The organism is Streptomyces sp. Q2 (assembly GCF_056820935.1).
This window is the reverse complement of the sequence record NZ_JBXEJE010000034.1, coordinates 38553-58380: the sequence shown is the minus strand read 5'-3', so window position 1 is coordinate 58380 and position 19828 is coordinate 38553. Positions and strand designations below refer to the sequence as shown.

General features: G+C 69.4%; 20 protein-coding genes and 3 pseudogenes. 12 read left to right on the top strand and 11 right to left on the bottom strand.

Translation table 11 applies throughout. From position 1 onward, the window contains the following. Positions 1 to 14: 14 nt before the first annotated feature. The 4 genes from ACWBNA_RS33245 to ACWBNA_RS33230 all read left to right on the top strand — a co-directional run bounded on the left by ACWBNA_RS33245 (position 15) and on the right by ACWBNA_RS33230 (position 3980). Positions 15 to 773 carry an SDR family oxidoreductase gene (locus ACWBNA_RS33245; protein WP_482708214.1) on the top strand — a complete coding sequence of 253 codons (759 nt, stop codon included), beginning with the start codon at positions 15 to 17 and terminating at the stop codon, positions 771 to 773. Between the two features lie 211 nt (positions 774 to 984). Next, entirely contained in the window at positions 985 to 2565 is a 1581-nt protein-coding gene (locus ACWBNA_RS33240) for an ABC transporter substrate-binding protein (protein ID WP_482708213.1), read from the top strand. Positions 2566 to 2694: 129 nt separating this feature from the next. After that, on the top strand, positions 2695 to 3378 hold the full coding sequence (ung, locus tag ACWBNA_RS33235) for a uracil-DNA glycosylase (protein WP_482708212.1): 684 nt from the start codon (positions 2695 to 2697) through the stop codon (positions 3376 to 3378). A 110-nt stretch (positions 3379 to 3488) separates the two neighbouring features. Then, positions 3489 to 3980, top strand: coding sequence for a hypothetical protein (locus ACWBNA_RS33230; protein ID WP_482708211.1), 492 nt, complete (start codon positions 3489 to 3491; stop codon positions 3978 to 3980). Positions 3981 to 4011: 31 nt separating this feature from the next. Here ACWBNA_RS33230 and ACWBNA_RS33225 read toward each other — a convergent pair whose 3' ends face one another. Together ACWBNA_RS33225 and ACWBNA_RS33220 are read right to left on the bottom strand one after the other, a co-directional pair. Beyond that, positions 4012 to 4488, bottom strand: a complete 477-nt coding sequence (locus tag ACWBNA_RS33225) for a hypothetical protein (RefSeq protein WP_482708210.1) — start codon at positions 4486 to 4488, stop codon at positions 4012 to 4014. 121 nt (positions 4489 to 4609) lie between these two features. After that, positions 4610 to 5122 (bottom strand): DinB family protein, encoded by a 513-nt coding sequence (locus tag ACWBNA_RS33220; RefSeq protein ID WP_482708209.1) that lies wholly within the window; start codon positions 5120 to 5122, stop codon positions 4610 to 4612. A gap of 130 nt (positions 5123 to 5252) precedes the next feature. On the opposite strand from ACWBNA_RS33220, the gene ACWBNA_RS33215 reads away from it, so the two are divergent. Beyond that, complete coding sequence (locus ACWBNA_RS33215) at positions 5253 to 6158, top strand: Gfo/Idh/MocA family protein (RefSeq protein WP_482708208.1); 906 nt, start codon at positions 5253 to 5255, stop codon at positions 6156 to 6158. Here ACWBNA_RS33215 and lnt read toward each other — a convergent pair. After that, positions 6082 to 7647 carry an apolipoprotein N-acyltransferase gene (lnt, locus tag ACWBNA_RS33210; RefSeq protein ID WP_482708207.1) on the bottom strand — a complete coding sequence of 522 codons (1566 nt, stop codon included), beginning with the start codon at positions 7645 to 7647 and terminating at the stop codon, positions 6082 to 6084. The genes ACWBNA_RS33215 and lnt overlap by 77 nt on opposite strands. 71 nt (positions 7648 to 7718) lie before the next feature. Further along, positions 7719 to 8204 carry a nuclear transport factor 2 family protein gene (locus ACWBNA_RS33205; protein WP_482708206.1) on the bottom strand — a complete coding sequence of 162 codons (486 nt, stop codon included), beginning with the start codon at positions 8202 to 8204 and terminating at the stop codon, positions 7719 to 7721. A gap of 86 nt (positions 8205 to 8290) precedes the next feature. Between ACWBNA_RS33205 and ACWBNA_RS33200 the strand changes: the two genes are divergently transcribed. Continuing rightward, positions 8291 to 9406, top strand: coding sequence for an AI-2E family transporter (locus ACWBNA_RS33200; RefSeq protein WP_482708205.1), 1116 nt, complete (start codon positions 8291 to 8293; stop codon positions 9404 to 9406). A 73-nt stretch (positions 9407 to 9479) separates the two neighbouring features. Here the strand turns inward: ACWBNA_RS33200 and ACWBNA_RS33195 are convergent, their stop codons facing one another. The 3 genes and pseudogenes from ACWBNA_RS33195 to ACWBNA_RS33185 all read right to left on the bottom strand — a co-directional run bounded on the left by ACWBNA_RS33195 (position 9480) and on the right by ACWBNA_RS33185 (position 10364). Beyond that, positions 9480 to 9659, bottom strand: a complete 180-nt coding sequence (locus tag ACWBNA_RS33195; protein WP_482708204.1) for a hypothetical protein — start codon at positions 9657 to 9659, stop codon at positions 9480 to 9482. Positions 9660 to 9744: 85 nt separating this feature from the next. Beyond that, positions 9745 to 9882 (bottom strand): annotated as a pseudogene (locus ACWBNA_RS33190) (undecaprenyl-diphosphatase); the annotation flags it as partial. Continuing rightward, positions 9879 to 10364 (bottom strand): integrase core domain-containing protein, encoded by a 486-nt coding sequence (locus ACWBNA_RS33185; protein WP_482708264.1) that lies wholly within the window; start codon positions 10362 to 10364, stop codon positions 9879 to 9881. The pseudogene ACWBNA_RS33190 and the gene ACWBNA_RS33185, both read right to left, overlap by 4 nt. 548 nt (positions 10365 to 10912) lie before the next feature. Between ACWBNA_RS33185 and ACWBNA_RS33180 the strand changes: the two are divergent. Beyond that, positions 10913 to 11053 (top strand): annotated as a pseudogene (locus ACWBNA_RS33180) (helix-turn-helix domain-containing protein); the annotation flags it as partial. A gap of 43 nt (positions 11054 to 11096) precedes the next feature. On the opposite strand, the gene ACWBNA_RS33175 reads toward ACWBNA_RS33180, so the two are convergent. After that, the gene (locus ACWBNA_RS33175; RefSeq protein WP_482708266.1) at positions 11097 to 11279 is read right to left on the bottom strand and encodes a hypothetical protein; all 183 of its coding nucleotides are present in this window, start codon (positions 11277 to 11279) and stop codon (positions 11097 to 11099) included. 286 nt (positions 11280 to 11565) lie between these two features. Here ACWBNA_RS33175 and ACWBNA_RS33170 point away from each other — a divergent pair, with 286 nt between their 5' ends. Next, the gene (locus ACWBNA_RS33170; RefSeq protein ID WP_482708203.1) at positions 11566 to 13149 is read left to right on the top strand and encodes an MFS transporter; all 1584 of its coding nucleotides are present in this window, start codon (positions 11566 to 11568) and stop codon (positions 13147 to 13149) included. 889 nt (positions 13150 to 14038) lie between these two features. Here ACWBNA_RS33170 and ACWBNA_RS33165 read toward each other — a convergent pair. After that, positions 14039 to 14248 (bottom strand): annotated as a pseudogene (locus ACWBNA_RS33165) (ATP-binding protein); the annotation flags it as partial. 170 nt (positions 14249 to 14418) lie between these two features. Here ACWBNA_RS33165 and ACWBNA_RS33160 point away from each other — a divergent pair. After that, positions 14419 to 14685: a hypothetical protein gene (locus ACWBNA_RS33160; protein ID WP_482708202.1), complete on the top strand. Its 267-nt coding sequence runs from the start codon at positions 14419 to 14421 to the stop codon at positions 14683 to 14685. Positions 14686 to 14720: 35 nt separating this feature from the next. Here the strand turns inward: ACWBNA_RS33160 and ACWBNA_RS33155 are convergent, their stop codons facing one another. Beyond that, positions 14721 to 14876, bottom strand: coding sequence for a CGNR zinc finger domain-containing protein (locus tag ACWBNA_RS33155; RefSeq protein ID WP_482708201.1), 156 nt, complete (start codon positions 14874 to 14876; stop codon positions 14721 to 14723). A gap of 40 nt (positions 14877 to 14916) precedes the next feature. Continuing rightward, complete coding sequence (locus ACWBNA_RS33150; protein WP_482708200.1) at positions 14917 to 15495, bottom strand: TetR/AcrR family transcriptional regulator; 579 nt, start codon at positions 15493 to 15495, stop codon at positions 14917 to 14919. Between the two features lie 626 nt (positions 15496 to 16121). On the opposite strand from ACWBNA_RS33150, the gene ACWBNA_RS33145 reads away from it, so the two are divergent. The 3 genes from ACWBNA_RS33145 (at position 16122) to ACWBNA_RS33135 (ending at position 19276) form a co-directional block, all read left to right on the top strand. Next, entirely contained in the window at positions 16122 to 16913 is a 792-nt protein-coding gene (locus ACWBNA_RS33145) for an SDR family NAD(P)-dependent oxidoreductase (protein ID WP_482708199.1), read from the top strand. Between the two features lie 322 nt (positions 16914 to 17235). After that, on the top strand, positions 17236 to 18297 hold the full coding sequence (locus tag ACWBNA_RS33140) for an alkene reductase (RefSeq protein WP_482708198.1): 1062 nt from the start codon (positions 17236 to 17238) through the stop codon (positions 18295 to 18297). A gap of 61 nt (positions 18298 to 18358) precedes the next feature. Beyond that, positions 18359 to 19276, top strand: a complete 918-nt coding sequence (locus tag ACWBNA_RS33135; protein ID WP_482708197.1) for an alpha/beta hydrolase — start codon at positions 18359 to 18361, stop codon at positions 19274 to 19276. Positions 19277 to 19828 lie beyond the last annotated feature (552 nt).

Here is a 19828-nt window from a genome sequence, read left to right as displayed (position 1 = left end):
TGAGGAACAGGGACATGACGACTGTGGAACTCTCGGGCAAGGTCGCCCTGGTCACCGGCGCCAGCCGGGGCATCGGTTACGGCATCGCCGAGGCCCTCATCGCGCGCGGCGACCGCGTCTGCATCACCGGGCGCAACGAGGAGGCCCTCAAGGAGGCCGTCGAGCAGCTCGGCTCCGACCGGGTGATCGGCGTCGCGGGCAAGGCGCACGACGTGGCCCACCAGGCCGTCGCCGTCGAGCGCACGATGGAGGCCTTCGGCCGCGTCGACTTCCTGGTGAACAACGCAGGTACGAACCCGGTGTTCGGGCCGATCGCCGACCTCGACCTGGACGTGGCGCGCAAGGTGTTCGAGACCAACGTGGTCTCGGCGCTCGGCTTCGCGCAGAAGACCTGGCACGCCTGGCAGAAGGACAACGGCGGCGCGATCGTCAACATCGCCTCCGTCGCGGGCGTCTCCGCCTCGCCCTTCATCGGCGCCTACGGCATCAGCAAGGCCGCCATGATCAACCTGACCCTCCAGCTGGCGCACGAGTACGCGCCCAAGGTGCGGGTCAACGCGATCGCCCCGGCCGTCGTGAAGACCCAGTTCGCGAAGGCCCTGTACGAGGGCCGGGAGGAGGAGGCCGCCGCGGGGTACCCGCTGGCCCGGCTCGGGGTGCCCTCCGACATCGGCGGCGCCACGGCCTTCCTCACTTCGGAGCAGTCCGACTGGATCACCGGCCAGACGCTCGTCGTCGACGGCGGCATCTTCCTGAACGCCGGCGTGGGCTGACCTTCCTGTGGTTCGGCACGGGCGCTCCTTGACCGGAAGGGGCGCCCGTGCCGACGTACAGGAGCCGCACAGGTGCACAGAGCGATGACAACGTCGTCATTCGCGGTCATCACCGAATCGATCAAGAGAGCGATTCCCGGGGAGGTTCAGCGGGCGGAGCGCTGCGGTATGGTCTGCCGACCCTTGGTACGGCATTTCGAGGAGCAAGCGCGTGTTCATCCGGAACCGATACCTGCCGCCGTTCGCGGCCCTGGCCTCCATATCCATGCTGGCCGGATGTGGTGTGTTCACCTCGGACGCCTCCGGAGACGAGACGGCGCTCGTCGTGGGAACCACCAGTGCTCCGGCCACGCTGGACCCCGCGGCGTCCTGGGACAACTCCTGGGAGCTGTTCCGCAATGTGTACCAAACCCTCCTGAACTACAGCCCCGGTGGAGCCGAGCCCGAGCCCGACGCGGCCGAGAGCTGTGCCTTCACGGACGACACGAGCACCGTGTACAGCTGCACGCTGCGCAAGGACCTGAAGTTCTCCGACGGGCACGCGCTGGACGCCCAGGCCGTCAAGCACTCGTTCGACCGGATCAAGAAGATCAACGTCAACGGCGGTCCCGCGGGTCTGCTGGGAACCCTCTCCCGGGTGCAGGTGAAGGGTGACCGTGAGGTCGTCTTCCATCTCAGCCAGCCCGACGCCACCTTCCCCCTGGTGCTGACCACGCCCGCCATGTCGATCGTGGATCCCGAGGAGTACCCCGCGGACGCGCTCCGCAAGGACGGAAAGATCAGCGGCTCCGGGCCCTACAGCCTGGCTTCCTTCGAGGAGGGCAAGGAGGCCGAGCTCGTCCGCAACGACAACTACAAGGGCATAGCGGACCGCAAGAACAGCGCCGTCACCATCCGCTACTTCCAGCAGTCGGACGAGATGGTCAAGGCTCTCAAGGACAAGCAGATCGCGGTCATCTACCGCGGTCTCGGCGCCTCGGACACCGTGGACCTCGACGCCAACCAGAAGGCGGAGAAGCTCCAGCTCATCGCGAACCCCACCAGCGAGATCAGTTACCTGGTCTTCAACCCCAGCGACCCGTGGGCCGCGAAGCCCGCGGTCCGCAAGGCGGTCGCCCAGATCATCGACCGCCCGGCGCTCGCCCACAACGTCTACAAGGACACCGTCGAGCCGCTGTACTCCATGGTCCCCAGAGGTCTGGTGGGCCACACCACGGGCTTCTTCGACGACTACGGCTCCCCCAGCGTCCCCAAGGCCGAGCAGATCCTCACGGACGCGGGCATCACCGAGCGCGTCCCGCTGACGCTCTGGTACACGAGCGACCGTTACGGCTCGACGACCAAGCCCGCCTTCGAGGAGCTGAAGCGGCAGCTCGAGGCCTCCGACCTGTTCAAGGTGACCCTCAAGAGCCGTCCCTGGAAGAGCTACGTGGAGGGATACCAGAAGGGCGAGTACCCGGTGTTCGGGCGCGGCTGGTTCCCTGACTTCAACGACGCCGACAACTTCATCGCGCCCTTCGTGGGCAAGCAGAACGCGCTCGGTACCCCGTACGAGGAACCCGAGATCACCGGCAAGCTGCTCCCGGAGTCGCGCGCCGAGAGCGACCGCGGCGCCGTCGCCAAGCAGATCGAGGCGGCCCAGCGGATCCTCGTGGACGACGCGCGCCTGCTGCCCCTGTGGCAGGGCAAGCAGTACGTGGTCGCGAACGAGGAGATCTCCGGTCTGGAGAAGGTCATCGACCCGGCGACCATGATGGTCATGTGGGAACTGTCCTGGAAGACCAGCTGGTAGGGGACCGTCGCCGCGGTCCGCGGGGCCCGCTGTCAGTGGTCGCCTGTAGGTTCTGTGGCCTGGAGGCGACCGCGGACCGTACACCGGGGTGGTCGCACCGAAGTGACCACACACCGTAAGGAAGTTGACGTGACCGACATCGCCATGCTGCCCGAGTCCTGGCGCGGGGTCCTGGGGGACGAACTGCAGCAGCCCTACTTCAAGGAGCTGACGGAGTTCGTCGAGGAGGAGCGAGCGAGGGGTCCCGTCCACCCTCCGCGCGAGGAGGTCTTCGCCGCGCTGGACGCCACGCCGTTCGAGCAGGTCAAGGTCCTCGTCCTAGGTCAGGACCCGTATCACGGCGAGGGCCAGGGCCACGGCCTGTGCTTCTCGGTCCGTCCCGGCGTGAAGACGCCGCCTTCGCTGCGCAACATCTACAAGGAGATGAAGGAGGAGCTCGGGCTCGAGGTCCCGGACAACGGCTATCTGATGCCGTGGGCCCAGCAGGGCGTCCTGCTGCTCAACGCGGTGCTCACGGTCCGGGGCGGCGAGGCCAACTCGCACAAGGGCCGGGGCTGGGAGAGGTTCACCGACGCGGTGATCCGCGCGGTGGCCGACCGGCCCGACCCGGCGGTCTTCGTGCTGTGGGGCAACTACGCGCAGAAGAAACTCCCTCTGATCGACGAGACCCGGCACGCGGTGGTCAAGGGCGCCCATCCCTCCCCGCTGTCGGCCAAGAAGTTCTTCGGCTCCCGCCCGTTCACGCAGATCAACGAGGCCGTCGCCCGCCAGGGCCACCAGCCCGTCGACTGGACCATCCCGAACCTGGGCTGACCGCCGTCGGGCCGGTTCCCCGCCGAACCGGCCCGGTGCCGCCTGACCCGGATTGTCGGTGGCGGCGGCTAGCGTCGGCAGGGACAGCCGGCGAGGGTGCGGAGGACGCGGTGGCGGAGCGACAGGGGCAGGCGGCCGTGAATGCCGTGATGACGCGGATCGGGCAGGTCGTGATGCTGCATCACGCCGGCGACCGTGAGGAGGCCCGGCAGCGGTTCCTCGGCCTGTGGGCGGAGATCGGTGAGGGCGGCGACCCCCTGCACCGCTGCACGCTGGCCCACTACATGGCCGACACCCAGGACGACCCCTTCGACGAACTCGCCTGGGACCTGAGAGCGCTGACGGCCGCGGAGGAGCTGACCGAGGACCGGCTCCACGAGCACGAGGGAGCGCTCGCCGTGCGGGCCCTGTACCCGTCCCTGCATCTGAACCTGGCCGCCGACTATGTGAAGCTCGGCCGTACGGAGGCCGCCCGCACCCATCTGCGCCGGGCGCGGGAAGCGTCCGGCGCGCTGGGCGACGACGGTTACGGCGACGGGGTGCGCGGCGCGATCAACCGGCTGGAGCTGCGGCTCGGCGAAGGGGACGCCTCCCGCGGGTGAGCGGGGACCGCCCGTACGTCCGCCTCCTGGCTCACCGCCCGTACGTCTGGTCGCAGATCATCGACTCCGGGCTGCCCGCCTCCCAGCCGCCGTACTGCCTGCCGAGCGCGCAGACGTCCTTGGCGTCCTTGGGGACAGACCTGGCCATGTCGGGGATCTCGACGCGCGGCTTCGCGCGGTGTCCGACCTCGGGGTGGTGGGGCTTCGGATGCGCCGGGCGGTAACGCGGAGGCGGTACCTCGGCCCGCGGCGGGGCAGCGGGGGCGGCACGGTGTGACGCGGGCGGTGCCGGGTCCGGGCGGCGGGACGGGCCGATCATTTCCAGGGCCTCGCGGGCCGGCGCCTGCACGATCTGCTGCTCCGCCCGTCCGTCCGGCCGGGGCGCCGACGGCTGGGAGGGTGCCGCCGGCGGTCCGGGCACGGCTGGGTGCTGGACCGTCACACAGCCGGAGAGGGCCGAGACAGCCACGGTGACCAGGAGCGTTGCGGTGGTTGTCGTTCGATGCACCCGCGCAACTCTGCTGGGTCGGACGGCCTTTGGACAGCGGACAAGCGGGGGATGCCCCGCACGGGTGATCTCCGGCCCCGTACGGAGGGGGCGTGTCCGCGGCGGCTGACGCCGGCCGGTCTCAGTCTCCCGTCGCGCCGTCGATGCGTTCGCGGATCAGGTCGGCGTGGCCGTTGTGGCGGGCGTACTCCTCGATCATGTGCGTGTAGATCCACCGCAGGTTGAACGGCTCGTCGGTGAACCGGCTCTTGCCGCGCGAGAGTTCGTCCAGGCCGAACTCCGCGGCATGGCGCCGGGCGATCTCGATCTCGGCCTGCCAGGTGCCGTACGCCTCCTCCCAGGTGTCCGCCTCGGTGAGGTGGAACTCGCCGTCCCGGTCCTCCTCGGTGCAGTAGACCGGCCCCGGATCGTCGCCCACCAGCACCTTGCGGAACCAGCCCCGCTCGACCTCCGCCATGTGCCGCACCAGGCCCATCAGGGACAGCTCGGACGGTTGTGCCGAGGCGGTCCTGAGCTGGGCGTCGGTCAGGCCCTCGCACTTCCACGCCAGGGTCTGCCGGTGGTACTCCAGCCAGCCCTCCAGCATGGTGCGTTCGTCGGCGTTCTGGGCCGGTTCGGTGCGCTGCGTCGTCATGCACGCATCGTCGCCCACCGTGCCCGTCCCCACCATGCGTTTTTCCACGCCTTCACCGGCCGGGGGCCGCCACGGCGGCCGTATGCTTCCGGCATGACCCCGGCAGGCAACAACCGCTGAAGGAGACCCCGTGAAGGTCGGCTGCATCGGACTCGGTGACATCGCGCAGAAGGCCTATCTGCCGGTGCTCGGCGGCCGCCCCGGGGTCGAACTCCACCTCCAGACCCGCACCCCGGCGACCCTCGCCCGGGTCGCCGACGGCCTCCACCTCCCCGAGGAGCGGCGCCACACCGACCTGGACTCCCTCCTCGGGCAGAACCTCGACGCCGCCTTCTTGCACGCGCCGACCGCCGTGCACCCCGAGATCGTGACGCGGCTCCTCGAGGCGGGTGTACCGACGTACGTCGACAAGCCGCTGGCGTACGAACTCGCCGACTCCGCACGGCTGGTGGAGCTCGCCGAACAGCGCAACGTGAGCCTGGCCGTCGGCTTCAACCGGCGCTACGCCCCCGGGTACGCCCAGTGCGCCGACCACCCGCGCGAGCTGATCCTGATGCAGAAGAACCGGATCGGACTCCCGGAGGAGCCCCGCGCGATGATCCTCGACGACTTCATCCACGTCGTGGACACCCTGCGCTTCCTCGTGCCCGGCCCGGTCGACGACGTGACCGTGCGCGCCCGCGTGGAGGACGGCCTGCTGCACCATGTCGTGCTGCAACTCGCGGGGGACGGCTTCACCGCGCTCGGCGTGATGAACCGGCTCAGCGGCTCGGCCGAGGAGATCCTGGAGGTGTCCGGGCAGGACACCAAGCGTCAGGTGGTCAACCTCTCCGAGGTGATCGACCACAAGGGCCAGCCGACCGTGCGGCGGCGCGGTGACTGGGTTCCGGTGGCCCGGCAGCGCGGCATCGAGCAGGTCGTGCTCGCCTTCCTCGACGCCGTGCGGGCGGGCAAGGTGCTCAGCGCCCGGGACGCGCTGGCGACTCACGAACTGTGCGAGCGGGTGGTACGCGCGGTTCAGGAGAAGGCCGCCTGACCCGCAGCGTCCGTACGCCCTCGGTGACGCCCCACAGCCCGAGGATCAACAGGGCCGCCCGCACCGGCCAGTCGCCGAAGCGGACGTACGGCGTGACGCCGTCGGCCAGCGGCACCTCGTACACCGCGCTCGTGCTCGCGCTCGTGCCGAGCCACGCTCCGATGCGCTGCCCGCTCGGGCCGTAGACCGCCGACACGCCCGTCAGCGTCGCGTGGACCATCGGGCGGCCGGTCTCCGCGGCGCGCAGCGCGGCCAGTGAGGCGTGCTGTTCGGGGGCCCAGCTGTGCTGGAACGTCGACGTGGAGGACTGGCCGACCAGGACGTCGGCGCCGTCCTCGGTGAGATGGCGGGTCATGTCGGGGAAGGCGGTCTCGAAGCACACCATCGGACCGATCGTGAGCCCGTTCCCGGCGTCCATCACCACCTGCCCGGAGCCCTGCCTGCGGTTCTCGCCCGCCGCCTTGCCGACGGAGGTCGCCCAGCCGAGCAGGGAGCGGGCCGGGATGTACTCGCCGAAGGGGACGAGCCGCATCTTGTCGTAACGGTCGCCGGTGAGGCCGCCGGGCCCGACCAGGACCGAACTCTTGTAGATGCCGGGCTTGTCGGAGCGCCGGGCGTCCACGTTGACCAGTATGTCGGCGTCGGTGGCGCGCGACAGCGCGGCGATCCTGGCCGCGAGGTCGGGCCGGGCGCCGAGGTCGTGGCCGACACTGCTCTCACCCCAGACGATCAGGTCGACGTCCTGGCCGGCCAGTGCGCGGGTGAGCTGTTCCTCACGTGCGAAGCGCCTGTCGGCGCCGTCGACGACACCCGGCTGGACGACCGCGATCCTGGCCCGCCCGTCGACATCGGGGCGCGGCGACCACGCCCAGGCCGCCGAGGTGGCCGCCGCCGTGGCGACCAGTCCGGCCACGGCCGGCACCCGGGACTCACGGACCGCGACCAGCACGGCGACGGCCACGTTGACGGCCACCACCAGGAAGCTGAGCAGCCACACCCCGCCCACCGAGGCGAGCCGCAGGGCCGGTTCCACCTGCCACTGGCTGGCGCCCAGCACGCCCCACGGGCCGCCGAGCCCCTGCCAGGAACGCACGAGTTCGACCGCCAGCCAGCCCGACGGCAGGACGAGGAGGGCGGCCCCGATCCGGGCACGGGAGGGCGTGGCGGCGAGACAGCGGCGCACCAGCCAGGCCCACGGGGCCCACAACGCGCCCAGCAGCGCCGCGAGGACGAACGTGAACACGTGCAGGCTCGGCAGCAGCCAGTGGTGCATCGCCAGCATGAACCCGAACCCGCCCCACCAGCCGTCGTAGGCCGCCCGTTTCCCGGTCGGAGCCGAGCGGGCCAGCACGATCCAGGGAACGAGGGCGACGTACGCGCACCACCACAGCGACGGGGCGGGAAAGGCGAGTACGGGCAGGGCGCCCGCCGCCGCGGCGACGGTCGAGCGCCGCCACGGGGAGGCGAGCCAGTGGCCGAACGACTTCATACGGCACCTCCTACCCCGTCGGTGTCTCCAGTGTGCGTGCCGCGGCCGCCCCCGGGACAGAGGACGTCGGTTCAGTCGATCACAGGTGCCGGACGCGGGTCGGGTCGGCGGCGCCACTTCTCCTGGACCAGTACCTCGCTCAGCCGCCAGCCGTCGTACGTGCGCAGCAGCCGGAAGACGTACCGGCCGCCGCACACGAAGTCGGGGGCGGCCGGTACGCCGTCGGCGTCGGCCAGGCGCATCGGATTGACATAGTCGGCCTGCACCTGGGCCGTGTCACCGGTGTCCTGCTCCAGGAGGTCGAAGCGGACCCGGCGGTTGACGATCAGATGCTGCCGCACCGCGAACAGCCGCATGCTCTCCTCGAGCCACGCGGCGACCTTCTTGGCGTCCCCCTCGATGCCGCCGGCCGAGCGGTAGTCCGCCCGCCCGTCGGGTGTGAACAGCCCTCGGTACGCCTCCCAGTCACCGTCGTCCACCGCCGTCGCGTAGTCGGTGATCAGTTCGTCGACGGCCAGTCGGTCCATTACGGTCGCGAGCTCCACACGCTGCGTCATCGGCTCAGTGTTGGGCATGGCACGGGCGCCGCCAAGGGGGGCACGGTGATATTCGGTTGTGACTTGATCGCCAATAGAGTGACCCCATGTCTGCCACGTTGAGTTCCCCGAGAACCCGCGCCGCGCTCCGCACATCGGCTCGTGTCTCCGTCGATCTGCTACTGGTGCTCGTGATGCTCGCGGTGACCCTCTGGACCTTGGGCCGCATGTGGTCCGTCGTCTGGCCTCTCATAGTCGGCCTGCTCATGACGACGCTGACCTGGCCGATGGCTCGCTTCCTGCGTCGTCGTGGGTGGCCGGCCGCCTTGGCAGCGGCGGTGGTGACCGTGCTGTTCCTCCTGGTCGCCCTCGGTGTGGTGGCGCTGATCGCGGTACCCGTGGCGTCCCAGTCCGGCGAGCTGACCGACGGCGTGGTCGAAGGTGTCCAGAAGCTGCGCGACTGGGCCGCCGGGCCGCCGTTGAACATCGGTGACGCCCAGGTCACCAAGGCCATCGACACCGCGGTCGCCCGCGCCCAGGACGGCCTCGGCAACATGGTCTCCACGGTCGTCACGGGAGTGAGCACGGTGGTCAACGGCGTGGTCACCGCCGTCCTGGCGCTCTTCTTGATGTTCTTCTTCCTCAAGGACGGGCCGCGTTTCCTGCCGTGGCTCGCCCGTCAGCTGCCCGGCCGGCTCGCCACCGACATCCCGACCGTGGCCGCGCGCAGCTGGGACACCCTGGGCGCGTTCGTGCGTTCTCAGGCCGCCGTCGGCCTGCTCGACGCGGTTCTGATCGGTCTCGGCCTGTGGATCGTGGGAGTGCCGCTGGTGCTGCCGCTGGCGGTGCTGACCTTTGTCTCCGCGTTCGTGCCGATCGTGGGCGCCCTGTTCGCCGGTTTCGTCGCCGTCCTCATCGCGCTGGTCTCCAACGGTCTGACGGACGCGCTGATCGTGCTGGCCATCATCGTCGTGGTGCAGCAACTCGAGGGCAACGTGTTCCAGCCGATGATCCAGAGTCGGGGGCTCGGCCTGCACGCAGCGGTGATCCTCCTGGCGGTCACGCTGGGCGGCAGTCTGTCCGGCATCGTGGGAAGTCTGCTCGCCGTACCGATCGCCGCGCTGATCGCGGTGGTCTGGAACTACGTGCGCGAGCAGCTCAGCGACGTGCCGCCGGAGCCGGGGACCGACGAGTCACCCACGGGCGGCGTCGCCCCTGCGTAGCGGCCGGGCGGGCAGCCGCACGAGGGTGTTGGGCGCGGGCTGCGCCGTCCAACTCACAGCGGAGCGCGGGTGTTCAGGCCGCCTCGACGACGGCGCCGCGGATCGCGGCCGCCCACTCGACCACCAACAGCTCGTACTCCGCGCGCTCCTGGGTCGAGAGGGTGCCGCCCGCGCGCAGCCACAGTGCGCGGATCTGCTCGTTCACCTCGGCGGCGGACCGCACGGAAGCAGGAGCCATGGAATCGGGGGACATGCGCACAAGCCTAGGCGCAAGCACTGACAGTGCGCTACCGAACGGCTACGCAACTCCTATGTGATGGGTCACGGGTGACCGGCCGTCAGCCCGCCGACTCCGCCGCGTGCGGGCTGAGCACGCCCATCGTGACCAGGACGACGATCAGGATGCCGAGCGCGATGCGGTAGTACACGAACGGCATGAAGCTCTTGGTCGAGATGAACTTCATGAACGAAACTATGTCGACGTGTCCTGAGCGGCTTTGACCTGCTGGTTTCCACCACTTTTCAAGATCGAATGGTAGAGCAGTGGGAGATGGGCCCTTTCCAGTGTCCTCCCTCGCCGACCACGAACGGCGCAGCCACCTGCTTTGCAGCGAATGGGCAATCTCCTGCTCCATGGTCGGGGTAACTTGCGAGTAGAGACCTTGCCCTTGCCGGAAACCTCATCCGGTCTGGTCGCGCAGCGTGCTGGTACTCGTGAAGGAGGCCGCAGAGTCGGTCGGTTCGATGTATGTCGAGGCGGGCGATTTCGTCCGGATCGGTGATCGGTGATCGGTTCGGGGAGCGGTTGCGGCGGGCAGGCGTTCGCGATGCCTTGGTGCGGCCGGTGCGCGTTGTAGAACTGCTCGAACTCCCGCAGTGCGTGGAGGAGATACCGCTGGTTCCAGATCAGGGTGCGGTCCAGCAGTTCACGGCGGCAGGTCTGCACCCACCTCTCCATGATGGAGTTCATGCCGGGGATCCGGATGTCACTGAGCACGACCTCGATTCCCGCGTCGGCGAGGATCGTGTCGAACAGTTCGGGGAACTTCCCGTCCCGGTCCCGGATCACGTAGCGGTCCTGGCAGCCGGCGTCCTGGAGATCCATGACGAGATTCCTGACGGTCTGCGCCACCCAGGAGGCGGTCGGGTGCGCCGTCGCGCCCAGGACGCGGATGCGCCGGCCGGCGTGCCCGATCACCGCGAACACGTACAGCCGCGTCCCGGACAGAGTGATGGTCTCGAAGAAGTCACATGCCAGCGGGGCATCGGCCTGGGAGCGCAGAAAGTCCGTCCAGGTGCAGCTCGCCGTGGATGCGCAGGTAGCCCCAGCCGGGATTCTCCCGCGCCAGACGCAGCACGAGAACGCGGATCGAGCGCACGGTACGCGGCCGACCCGCACGCCCCGGCCGGGAACGGGCCGCGTGGCGGCGGGCGACTATGTCGCGGTGCCAACGCAGCACGGTGTCGGGCCGCACCAGCAGCCGCATCCGACGCAGCATCTCGGGCGCCCTGGGCCTGCTGGAATCCACTGACCTCGCGGTCGACGAGATCGCCAGCCAGGTCGGATTCGCCGGCGGCGCCACGCCGCGCGAACACCTGCACGCTGCCATCGGCGTCTCACCACTCGCCTACCGACGCACCTTCCGAGACGTGCGGCCCAAACCACTGACCGAACGATGCGGCTGCCATCTCACCCCTCCCAGCGCCCCACGAGCCTTCGGCCCCGGATCCGCGAGGTGCCGGTCGCTGCGGGGCCAAGCTTGCCGGGCGGATCAGATCCGTTGCGCAAGATCACCACGTCCGGACGACGGACATCGGCGGTGCGCGACACCTCCGGGCCGTGCTCAACGGTGATCGAGAAGTCGGCGTGCATGCGGAGCTGCTGTGGACGTCAGCCGGGTCACCCCTGGCCACAGGTATGAGATTACGAAAATAATTCCATCGCTGGCGAACCCTTGCGTACAGGCCGCCCTCTCGCTTATTGTCGTATGGTCGTAATTCAAAAGCAGAAGCGAGCACCCTGCACCCCCTTCATTCGGCCCTGCGACATGGGCACGTGCAGTAGCCGCGCACTGCGAACCAACGCGTGACACCAATCTTGCTGACGCCCGCAGCGCCGCGGCACGCACTCATCCCCCGAGACATACACGGAGCTACCCATGGCCGAGACACCACGAGACGGGGTCGCGATTGCGCGGCCGCCCGCAACCGCACGCCGCAGCACCCACCCGACACTGCTGTTGTTCCTCATCGCGGGCGCCCAGCTGATGGTGGTGCTGGATTCGACGATCGTGAACATCGCCCTGCCCTCGATGGGGCGCTATTTCGGCAAGAGCCAAACGGACATGACCTGGGCGATCAACGCCTACACCCTCGCGTTCGGCGGCCTGCTGCTGCTCGGTGGACGAGCCGCCGACATCCTGGGCCGGCGGAAGATGTTCATCATCGGACTGGGGCTGTTCTCGCTGGGCAGCCTGCTCGGTGGCCTGTCGACCAGCTTCGAGCTGCTGCTGGCCGGCCGGGTGGTACAGGGCATCGGAGCGGCGATCGCCGCTCCGACCGCGCTGTCGCTCATCACCACGCTGTTCGCCGAAGGCCGGGAGCGTAACCGGGCGTTCGCCGTCTACGCCGGCGTCTCCGGCGGCGGCGCGGCCATCGGGCTGCTGCTCGGAGGTGTTCTGACCGAATACCTCGACTGGCGATGGGTGCTGTACGTCAACGTGCCGATCGGGGTGGCGTTGATGGCCGGCGGTTTCTTCTACATCCACACGTCCGAGCGACTGTCCGGCACGTTCGACATCCTCGGCTCGCTGCTGTCGGTGACCGGCATGGTGGCCCTGGTCTACGGCTTCATCAACGCGGCGAACCACAGCTGGAGTCAAGGCGTGACCGTGGCCTCGCTCACCGCGGGAGTAACGCTCCTCGGTGCGTTCGTGCTGTACGAGTCCCGCTCCGCGATCGCGGTCATGCCGATGCGGATCTTCGCCAACCGCTCCCGCGCCGGCGCCTACCTGATCACGCTGATCGTTGGCGCCGCGTTGTTCGGCATGTTCTACTTCCTGACGTTCTTCATCCAAGGCGTGTTGGGCTTCAGCTCGCTCAAGTCGGGTGTGGCGTACCTCCCGTTCAGCGCGATCATCATCGTGGGTTCGGGCATCGTGAGCCAGGTTCTGCCACGGGTCGGCCCGAAGCTCCTGATCACCGCCGGTTCAGCGGTGATGACCGTCGGCCTGTTCTTGTTCGCTCGCGTCGACGCCGCCAGCACGTACTGGACGGGCGTTCTGCCGGCGATGGTCCTGATGGCCGCCGGCATCGCGATGCTGTTCGTGACGCTGACCGTCGTGGCCGTCACCAAGGTCACGAACACGGACACCGGTCTCGCGTCCGCACTGCTGAACGTCGGCCAGCAGGTCGGCGGCTCGATCGGTCTGGCCGTGCTCGCCACCGCGTTCACCAGCGCATCGAAGAGCGAGGGCACGTCGCAGGCCAGTCGGCTGGGTGACGCATCCCGGCAGCACCTGCAGCAGCTTCTCGCCAGTGCGCAGAGCGGCAAGCCGGCGCCGTCCGCTGCATATACCGACCGCACTGCGCTGGATGCGCTTCACGCCGTGCAGGCTCACGGCGCGAGCCACGGCTTTCTCATCGCAGCGATCTTCGGCGTGGTATCGGTGGTCGCGGCCATCGCATTGATCAACGTCAGGAAGAACGAGATCTCCGAGCTGCCGGAGGTCGTCCCCGTCTGACAACTGGCAGCCGCCCGCGGTGCCACCCAGGGCCGCGCGACATGCCGGACCTGACCGGCCTGCATGCAGTTCCCTGGAGTTCAGAGCGTGGTGGTGAACCGGATGGAGTTCGGTGGGGCCGAGCCGGCACGCCTCGAACGTTCACGCTGGCCGGTGGGCAGGCGTAGACAAATGGGCCTGTTGGTAGGAGCGAGGTTGTCGAGACCAACTCCCCAGCCCGGGAGGCCCGTTGCCGCACCGGTTCACCACTCCCGGTTGTCGAACCGTTCGAACCCTGCGAACAGCCGGTCATGCGTGACGCGTCTGCCATCTGCGCGGGGTAGGCCCAGTGCGCATGGCGTACCCCGCCGGTGCTGCCCATTTTCCCGCCTCCACGGCGGCCACGCAGCGGCCTGGATTTCTGACGCCCTGTTCGGGGACCTCACCGGCCGCGACGCGAGGGGTAGTTACAGCAAGCTCGCCTCCGACGGCCGGACCCTGGTCCTGCGCGCGGACCGTCAGGGCGCGGCCGAGCACGGGCACCGGACCGCGGCGGCCATCGCCTGCCATGTTGCCCGCGCCGACGACACCGTCGACGAGCTGACCCGACTACTGCTCCACTCTGACCACGAGGGCGGACGGCACGCTACCGACTCGTGCCGTCCCTGAGCGGTCCGGTGGCGACGGCTGTGCGGTGGCCGCGCCCCAGAAACCCAGGGCCGTGCCGCGCCGTTCGGCGGGGACGGAGGCTGACAACAGGGTGCGCGTCAGCGGCGAGTTGCTCGCACAGCACATCGCCAGGTGGGTGCGGACGCCAGCGCTTGCGGAGGGCGTGCAGGAGTTCGTCGCCGTGGCTGATGTGAAGGTAGGCGAGGTTGAGGGTGGAGGAGCGTGCAAGAGGTGCAGAGCCTCATGCCAGAGCGGGGGAAACGCCGGTAAGAGGGGCTGGAATCAGCTGCTCCGCCCAGATGACCTTGCCTTCGCCGTTGTGCCGTGTGCCCCAGTGTTCGGTGACTTGGGCGACGAGGAGCAGGCCGCGACCGCCCTCGTCGAAGACCCGGGCGCGGCGTAGGTGCGGGGCGGTGCTGCTGGCGTCGGAGACTTCGCACGTCAGGGCGGATGGGGTCGCCCTCATGAGTGCGTGGACCGAAGCTCTTCAGGACGTCATGCGCCCAGGTCTCGACCGGGACATGTTGAACCGCTCGATTGCGCGGACGCTTGAGGTCGTCGGCGAGAAGTGGACGATCCCATCTGCCGAACGTGCGGCCGGATGTCGTGGAGGAAGGGATCGTGGCCACCGACAAGGAACCGGGCTCGTGGAGCCGGCCGAAGTACGTGATCACGCCCAAGGGCATGGATCTGGTCCCGGCCGTGGGACTCCTGCAGTGGGGCGACCGCTACCGCGCCGACCCGGAGGGCCCGGCCGTACTGACGCGACACCGCGGATGCGGCGCGCACGTCGATGCCCAGATCCGCTGCGAACGCGGCCACGCCGTGCAGGCGGAGGACATCGAGAGTGTTCCCGGCCCCGCATTGCGCATGAGGCCCGCCGTGTGAGCTGAGCGCGCTTGCGCCAGGAGCTCGTGGTGGGCTCAGTCAGCCGGTGGGTTCAGGCCGTCGGGGTGAGGCCGCTCGTCCTCGCCGCGGGCTTGATGGGGGCGGACTTGCGTGCGGTTGTCGCAGCGGGGCATGGAGTTCCGGCGACGGGATGTGGGCGGGGAGCGGTCCAGGAAGCGCAGGGCGCACATGCCCACTCACTCATGGCGTTGGCGCAGTTGATGGCCCGTGTCAGGATTCCAGGTCAAGGCCCTGTGATGCGGTCAGGGCCTTGTGGGTCGATTCCAGGATCTTCTCCGACAGGCCAGTGCCCGCCGTGGCCCGGGCAAGCAGGATCGCGCCGACCAGAGTGGCCACCATGGGAAGTCCCTCGTCGGCGTCGGCAGACAGCCACGCGGCGAATTCCTGGACTCCGCCCGCGTACGTCTCGCGCACCTCCCCGGCGATGGGCTCGCGGGCCATGTCCCCGGCGAATCCCGCGGTGGGGCAACCGGTGCCGGGCTGGTCACGGTGCTCGGCCGACAGGTAGAAGTCGACGAGGGCGCCGCGCGCGGCGTCGCGATCGCCGTAGGTCGTCTCGAACTCCGCCAGGAGTGCGTCCAGGTCCCCGAAGGCGGCTTGAGCCGCCTCCGCCACCAGGGCCTCCTTGGAGGCGAACTGCTTGTAGAAGCCGCCCGTCGTCAGCCCGATGGACTTCATCAGATCGGCGACGCTGATGCCGTTCACGCCGCGCTCCCGGAAGAGCTGGGAGGCCGCGGCGACCGCGCGCCTGCGGTTTTCGAGCGCTTGTGCTTGCGAAACGCGACTCATCTGTCACCTGCCCAAGATAGATAGTAAGGTGCATCTATCGTATGCGAAGTCTCGGGCCGCCAGTCGGAGCCCCGGTTTCCGTACGGCTCTCTCTCGTTGTCGCAAGGCGAGGAGTCCGTGGGCCCGCATCCGAACCGTCGGCGACTCCGACCGTGCGATGCCTTCGTTTCCGGGTGCGGTGGGGAGAAGGCGCCGATGCGAAAGCGCGTGGAGCGCATGCGCAGCGAATGGCGGAGCCTTCGACATCTTGAGCCCGCGCTGCTCGCCCCGCAGTGGCTGGGGGGTGGGGTTCGGGTCCGGCTGGAGGCGGCTCGCGTGGCGGTCGGCGTCGTGCTCGGTGTGCAGGTCTCCGCCGGGGGTGTCGTTCGTTGCACCGGCGCGCTCGCCCTGAGGGCCGTACGCGCAACCGTCCATGGCGGCCATGTGCCCGAGGGGTCGCCATCCGAACCCGCTTCGCCGGCCCTGTGGCCCCGCGTACGCCGAGCGGTCTCCGACCGCGTGCGGTGGCTGACGGCGTCGGGGCTGTTGACTGGATCGCTTTAGATATCTATCGTAATCTAAAGCGAGGCCGACGCATTGGCCCCTACGGATCCGCCATCCGCCAGACCAGAAATGAGATCCACCCCATGACCACGCAGAACAAGACCGCCGTCGTCACCGGGGCGTCCGCGGGCCTGGGCACCGCCTACGCGCATCGGCTTGCCGACCGGGGCCACGACCTGATCCTGGTGGCCCGGAACACTGAGCGGCTGGAAACGCTGGCGTCGGACATCCGCAGCCGCACGGGCCGCGTAGTGGACGTCGTCACCGCCGACCTCACCGATGCGGCGCAGGTCTCCGTGGTCGAGGAGCGTCTGCGGACCGACGAGAGCATCGAGGTACTGATCAACAACGCCGGGGGAGGGCTGTTCACCCCGCTGGCGACCTCCGACGCCGCGGCCTCCGAGGCGCTGATCAGCCTCAACGTGACCTCGCTGACCAGGCTGACCACCGCGGTCCTGCCGGGTCTGACGGCCCGCGGGCACGGCACCGTGGTGAACGTCTCCTCTGCGCTGGCTCTCAACATCCTGCCCGTCAGCGCCGTCTACAGCGGCACCAAGAGCTATGTGCTGACGTTCACCCAGGCCCTGCAGCAGGAGCTTGCTGACAGCCCCGTCGTGGTGCAGGCCGTGCTGCCAGGCGCTGTCCGCACGGAGTTCTGGGACGGCTCCGGCGCCGACCTCGGAGCGTTTCCCGACGAGTGGATCATGAGCGCGGACGACGTCGTCGACGCGGCGCTCGCCGGCCTCGACGCCGGGGAGCCCGTCACCATCCCGTCACTGCCCCAGATCAGCGACTGGGAGTCGTTCGAGAAGGCGCGTCAGACACTCGTCCCGAACCTGTCGCTGAGTGTCCCGGCCGATCGCTACCGCGGCTGACCGCCGCTCCGACTCCGGTGGGGGAGCCCTTTTGTGCCAACGGCACAGCCGCTGCCGCTCACACGACCGATGCGTCCTGGGGCGTGGGTGAAGACCGACGCACCGGGCGTCGTCCCTCCTGAATAAACAGCCGGGGCTCAGCCCCGCCATCGGCGGCGGTCATGAGCGCGGCAAGCTCCCCCGCACCGTCGACCCCCCTCCGCGCGGTCTGCCTTCCGCGGTGGAAGTCACCAGGCCCATCCGGCCGGTCACCGTGTACGCGCCACTCGCGGCAGCCCACCACCCCGCAGCTCTCTCCAACCCTTTATTGCGAGGAACATCCATGTCGAACGCCCTGTGGAACCCGATCGTCGTCGGCGAGATCCCCCTGCCGCACCGGCTGGCGATGGCCCCGATGACGCGGAACCGGTCCACGCCGGAAGGCGTGCCGACCGAGCTGAACGCCGAGTACTACGCCCAGCGCGCTTCGCACGCGCTCATCATCACCGAGGGCACCCAGCCCTCCGCCGACGGCCAGGGCTACCCGGTGACCCCGGGCATCTACACCGAGGATCACATCGCCGGCTGGCGCAAGGTCACCGACGCCGTACACAAGGCCGACGGACGCATCGTCATCCAGCTCATGCACGCCGGACGGATGTCCCACTCGGACAACACCCCTCACCGCCGGCAGCCGGTCGCTCCCTCGCCGGTCCAGCCGGCGGGCACCATGTTCACCGCCTCGGGGCTCCAGGAGATGCCGGTGCCGCGCGAGTTGTCCACCGAGGAGGTCGCCGCGACGGTCGACGACTTCCGGCGAGCCGCCGCAGCCGCCATCGCGGCCGGCGCCGACGGCGTCGAGATCCACGGTGCCAACGGCTACCTCGTGCACCAGTTCCTCGCCGACAACACCAACCAGCGCACCGACCAGTACGGCGGCTCCATCGACAACCGCATCCGCTTCGCCGTCGAGGTCGCCACCGCTGTGGCCGAGGAGATCGGCGCCGGCCGCACCGGCTTCCGGATCTCTCCCGGCAACCCGTTCAACGACATCGCTGAGAGCGACACGCACGAGCTGTACCCGGCACTCGTGCGCGCCCTCGTGCCGCTCAACCTGGCCTACCTGCACATCGGTCACGGTGGCGACGACGAACTCCTGCACACCCTGCGCAAGTTGTGGCCGGCCGCGCTGGTCCTCAACCGGGCCGGCACGGACATCGCTACCCGCGCCAAGGACATCGAAGACGGCCTGGCCGACGTCGTCACCGTCGGCGTGATGGCACTCGCCAACCCCGACTTGGCCGAGCGCGTACGCGCCGACGCACCCCTCAACACCCCCGACCCCGCCACGTTCTACGGCGGCGGCGAGGCCGGCTACACCGATTACCCCACCCACGCCGCCTGACAATCCCCGGCGCTACCGGTCCTGGCGGGCCGGTAGCGCCATTGGCCCCACGGAGGTCCGAATGTCCAAGCACGCTGCTGTTGAACTGAGCCCGGAAGCGATCGCATTCGCGGAATGGCTGGCCACAGGGCAGAATCCCCCGTCCGAGTTGGATGCGGCGCGCATCCAGGCGGAGCAGGTTCATCTCGCGGCCCGGGAGCCGGAAGGCATCACGTATCGGGAGGTGGACGCGGGTGGCGTGCCGGGAATCTGGTGCGAACCCCTCGACGCCAACACCGACTACGTCCTCCTGCACAGTCATGCCGGGGGTTCCGTTCTGGCGTCGGCAGCCGCCGACCGAAAGCTCGCCGGCCATATCGCCAAGGCCGCCGGGGCACCCGTACTGGTGCTGGACTTCCGGCGCGCACCGGAGCACAAGTACCCGGCTCAGGTGGACGACGCGGAGGCGGCCTTCAACTGGCTGCTCTCCGAAGGGTATGAGCCCGGAAACATCATCACGATCGGCCACTCGATCGGCGGGTTCATCGCCGTCGCCCTGGCGCTTCGCCTCCGCGACAAGAAGCAGCCTCTGCCCGGCGCCATCGTGTCGATCTCTCCCTGGTGCGACCTCGAGATCGCCAACGAGACCATCACGACCAACGCCGGGACGGACAAGATCCTCAGCAAGGAACTGCTGGAGTTCTTCCGGGAGTCCTGGATCGGCGGCACCGGCATCGAGGTCACGGACACCCGGATCAATCTGAACCGGGCGGACCTGAGCGGTCTGCCCCCGACCCTCGTCTCCTGGGGCACGTACGAGGTCCTGGCCGGGGAGGACGAGGAGTTCGCCGCCCGCGTCAAGGACGCAGGAATCGACACGGCGACCGTGGTGGTCCCCGGCGGCCAGCACTCCTACGTCTACGGTGCCGGCCGTATTCCGGAGACCGACGCCGCCATCGCGAAGATCGGCGCGTGGGTCCGGGAGAAGGCGAAGATCTGACCGAGCGGTCCGGGCGCGGCGGTTGCAAGGTCCGCGCGCCTGCCGGACCGGGACGGTGGACGGACGCCGGCATGGCCCGCGGCGGCGCGTAGGTCGGCGACGCCCGCGACCGCGTCCCGATACGGCAGGCCACGGCCGGACGGACGGCCACGACAGCGGCTTCAGCTACGCGCGCACCGCCGTGTGCGACCAAGCCCGCCGACTTTCGGGTCGCCGTCCGGGCCGAGGATCCGTCGCCTCCGGTCGACGGCGAGGTGGCCGCCGCCGTCGACGACGTACTCACCGTGCTGCGGGCGGCCGACGCCAAGGCCGCAGTCCGGCGGGCATGCCTCCCCGACGACATCGCGACCAACCGCACAGCCGCCTCCTCGCCCCTCGTCCACGGTGTGTTCAGCTGCGACCGCACCGGTCCTGCTCCTCCCTCCCACACCGTCGTCAATGTCCCCGGGGTCCGGCGACGGGCATCCCGGTGCGCAGAGGCAGGAGCGGACTGCCTATCGGTCTGCAGGCTTGCGCCCGAGCGGAGGTGATCTCACCACCATCGAGTTCGCC

Coding starts and splice junctions, on each gene's coding strand:
- ACWBNA_RS33135 (WP_482708197.1), top strand. CDS start 18,359: ATGTCCAAGCACGCTGCTGTTGAACTGAGCCCGGAAGCGATCGCATTC.
- ACWBNA_RS33200 (WP_482708205.1), top strand. CDS start 8,291: ATGTCTGCCACGTTGAGTTCCCCGAGAACCCGCGCCGCGCTCCGCACA.
- ACWBNA_RS33245 (WP_482708214.1), top strand. CDS start 15: ATGACGACTGTGGAACTCTCGGGCAAGGTCGCCCTGGTCACCGGCGCC.
- ACWBNA_RS33175 (WP_482708266.1), bottom strand. CDS start 11,279: ATGCACGCCGACTTCTCGATCACCGTTGAGCACGGCCCGGAGGTGTCG.
- ACWBNA_RS33220 (WP_482708209.1), bottom strand. CDS start 5,122: ATGACGACGCAGCGCACCGAACCGGCCCAGAACGCCGACGAACGCACC.
- ACWBNA_RS33205 (WP_482708206.1), bottom strand. CDS start 8,204: ATGACGCAGCGTGTGGAGCTCGCGACCGTAATGGACCGACTGGCCGTC.
- ACWBNA_RS33170 (WP_482708203.1), top strand. CDS start 11,566: ATGGCCGAGACACCACGAGACGGGGTCGCGATTGCGCGGCCGCCCGCA.
- ACWBNA_RS33145 (WP_482708199.1), top strand. CDS start 16,122: ATGACCACGCAGAACAAGACCGCCGTCGTCACCGGGGCGTCCGCGGGC.
- ACWBNA_RS33185 (WP_482708264.1), bottom strand. CDS start 10,364: ATGGAGAGGTGGGTGCAGACCTGCCGCCGTGAACTGCTGGACCGCACC.
- ACWBNA_RS33140 (WP_482708198.1), top strand. CDS start 17,236: ATGTCGAACGCCCTGTGGAACCCGATCGTCGTCGGCGAGATCCCCCTG.
- ACWBNA_RS33195 (WP_482708204.1), bottom strand. CDS start 9,659: ATGTCCCCCGATTCCATGGCTCCTGCTTCCGTGCGGTCCGCCGCCGAG.
- ACWBNA_RS33155 (WP_482708201.1), bottom strand. CDS start 14,876: ATGTGCGCCCTGCGCTTCCTGGACCGCTCCCCGCCCACATCCCGTCGC.
- lnt (WP_482708207.1), bottom strand. CDS start 7,647: ATGAAGTCGTTCGGCCACTGGCTCGCCTCCCCGTGGCGGCGCTCGACC.
- ACWBNA_RS33150 (WP_482708200.1), bottom strand. CDS start 15,495: ATGAGTCGCGTTTCGCAAGCACAAGCGCTCGAAAACCGCAGGCGCGCG.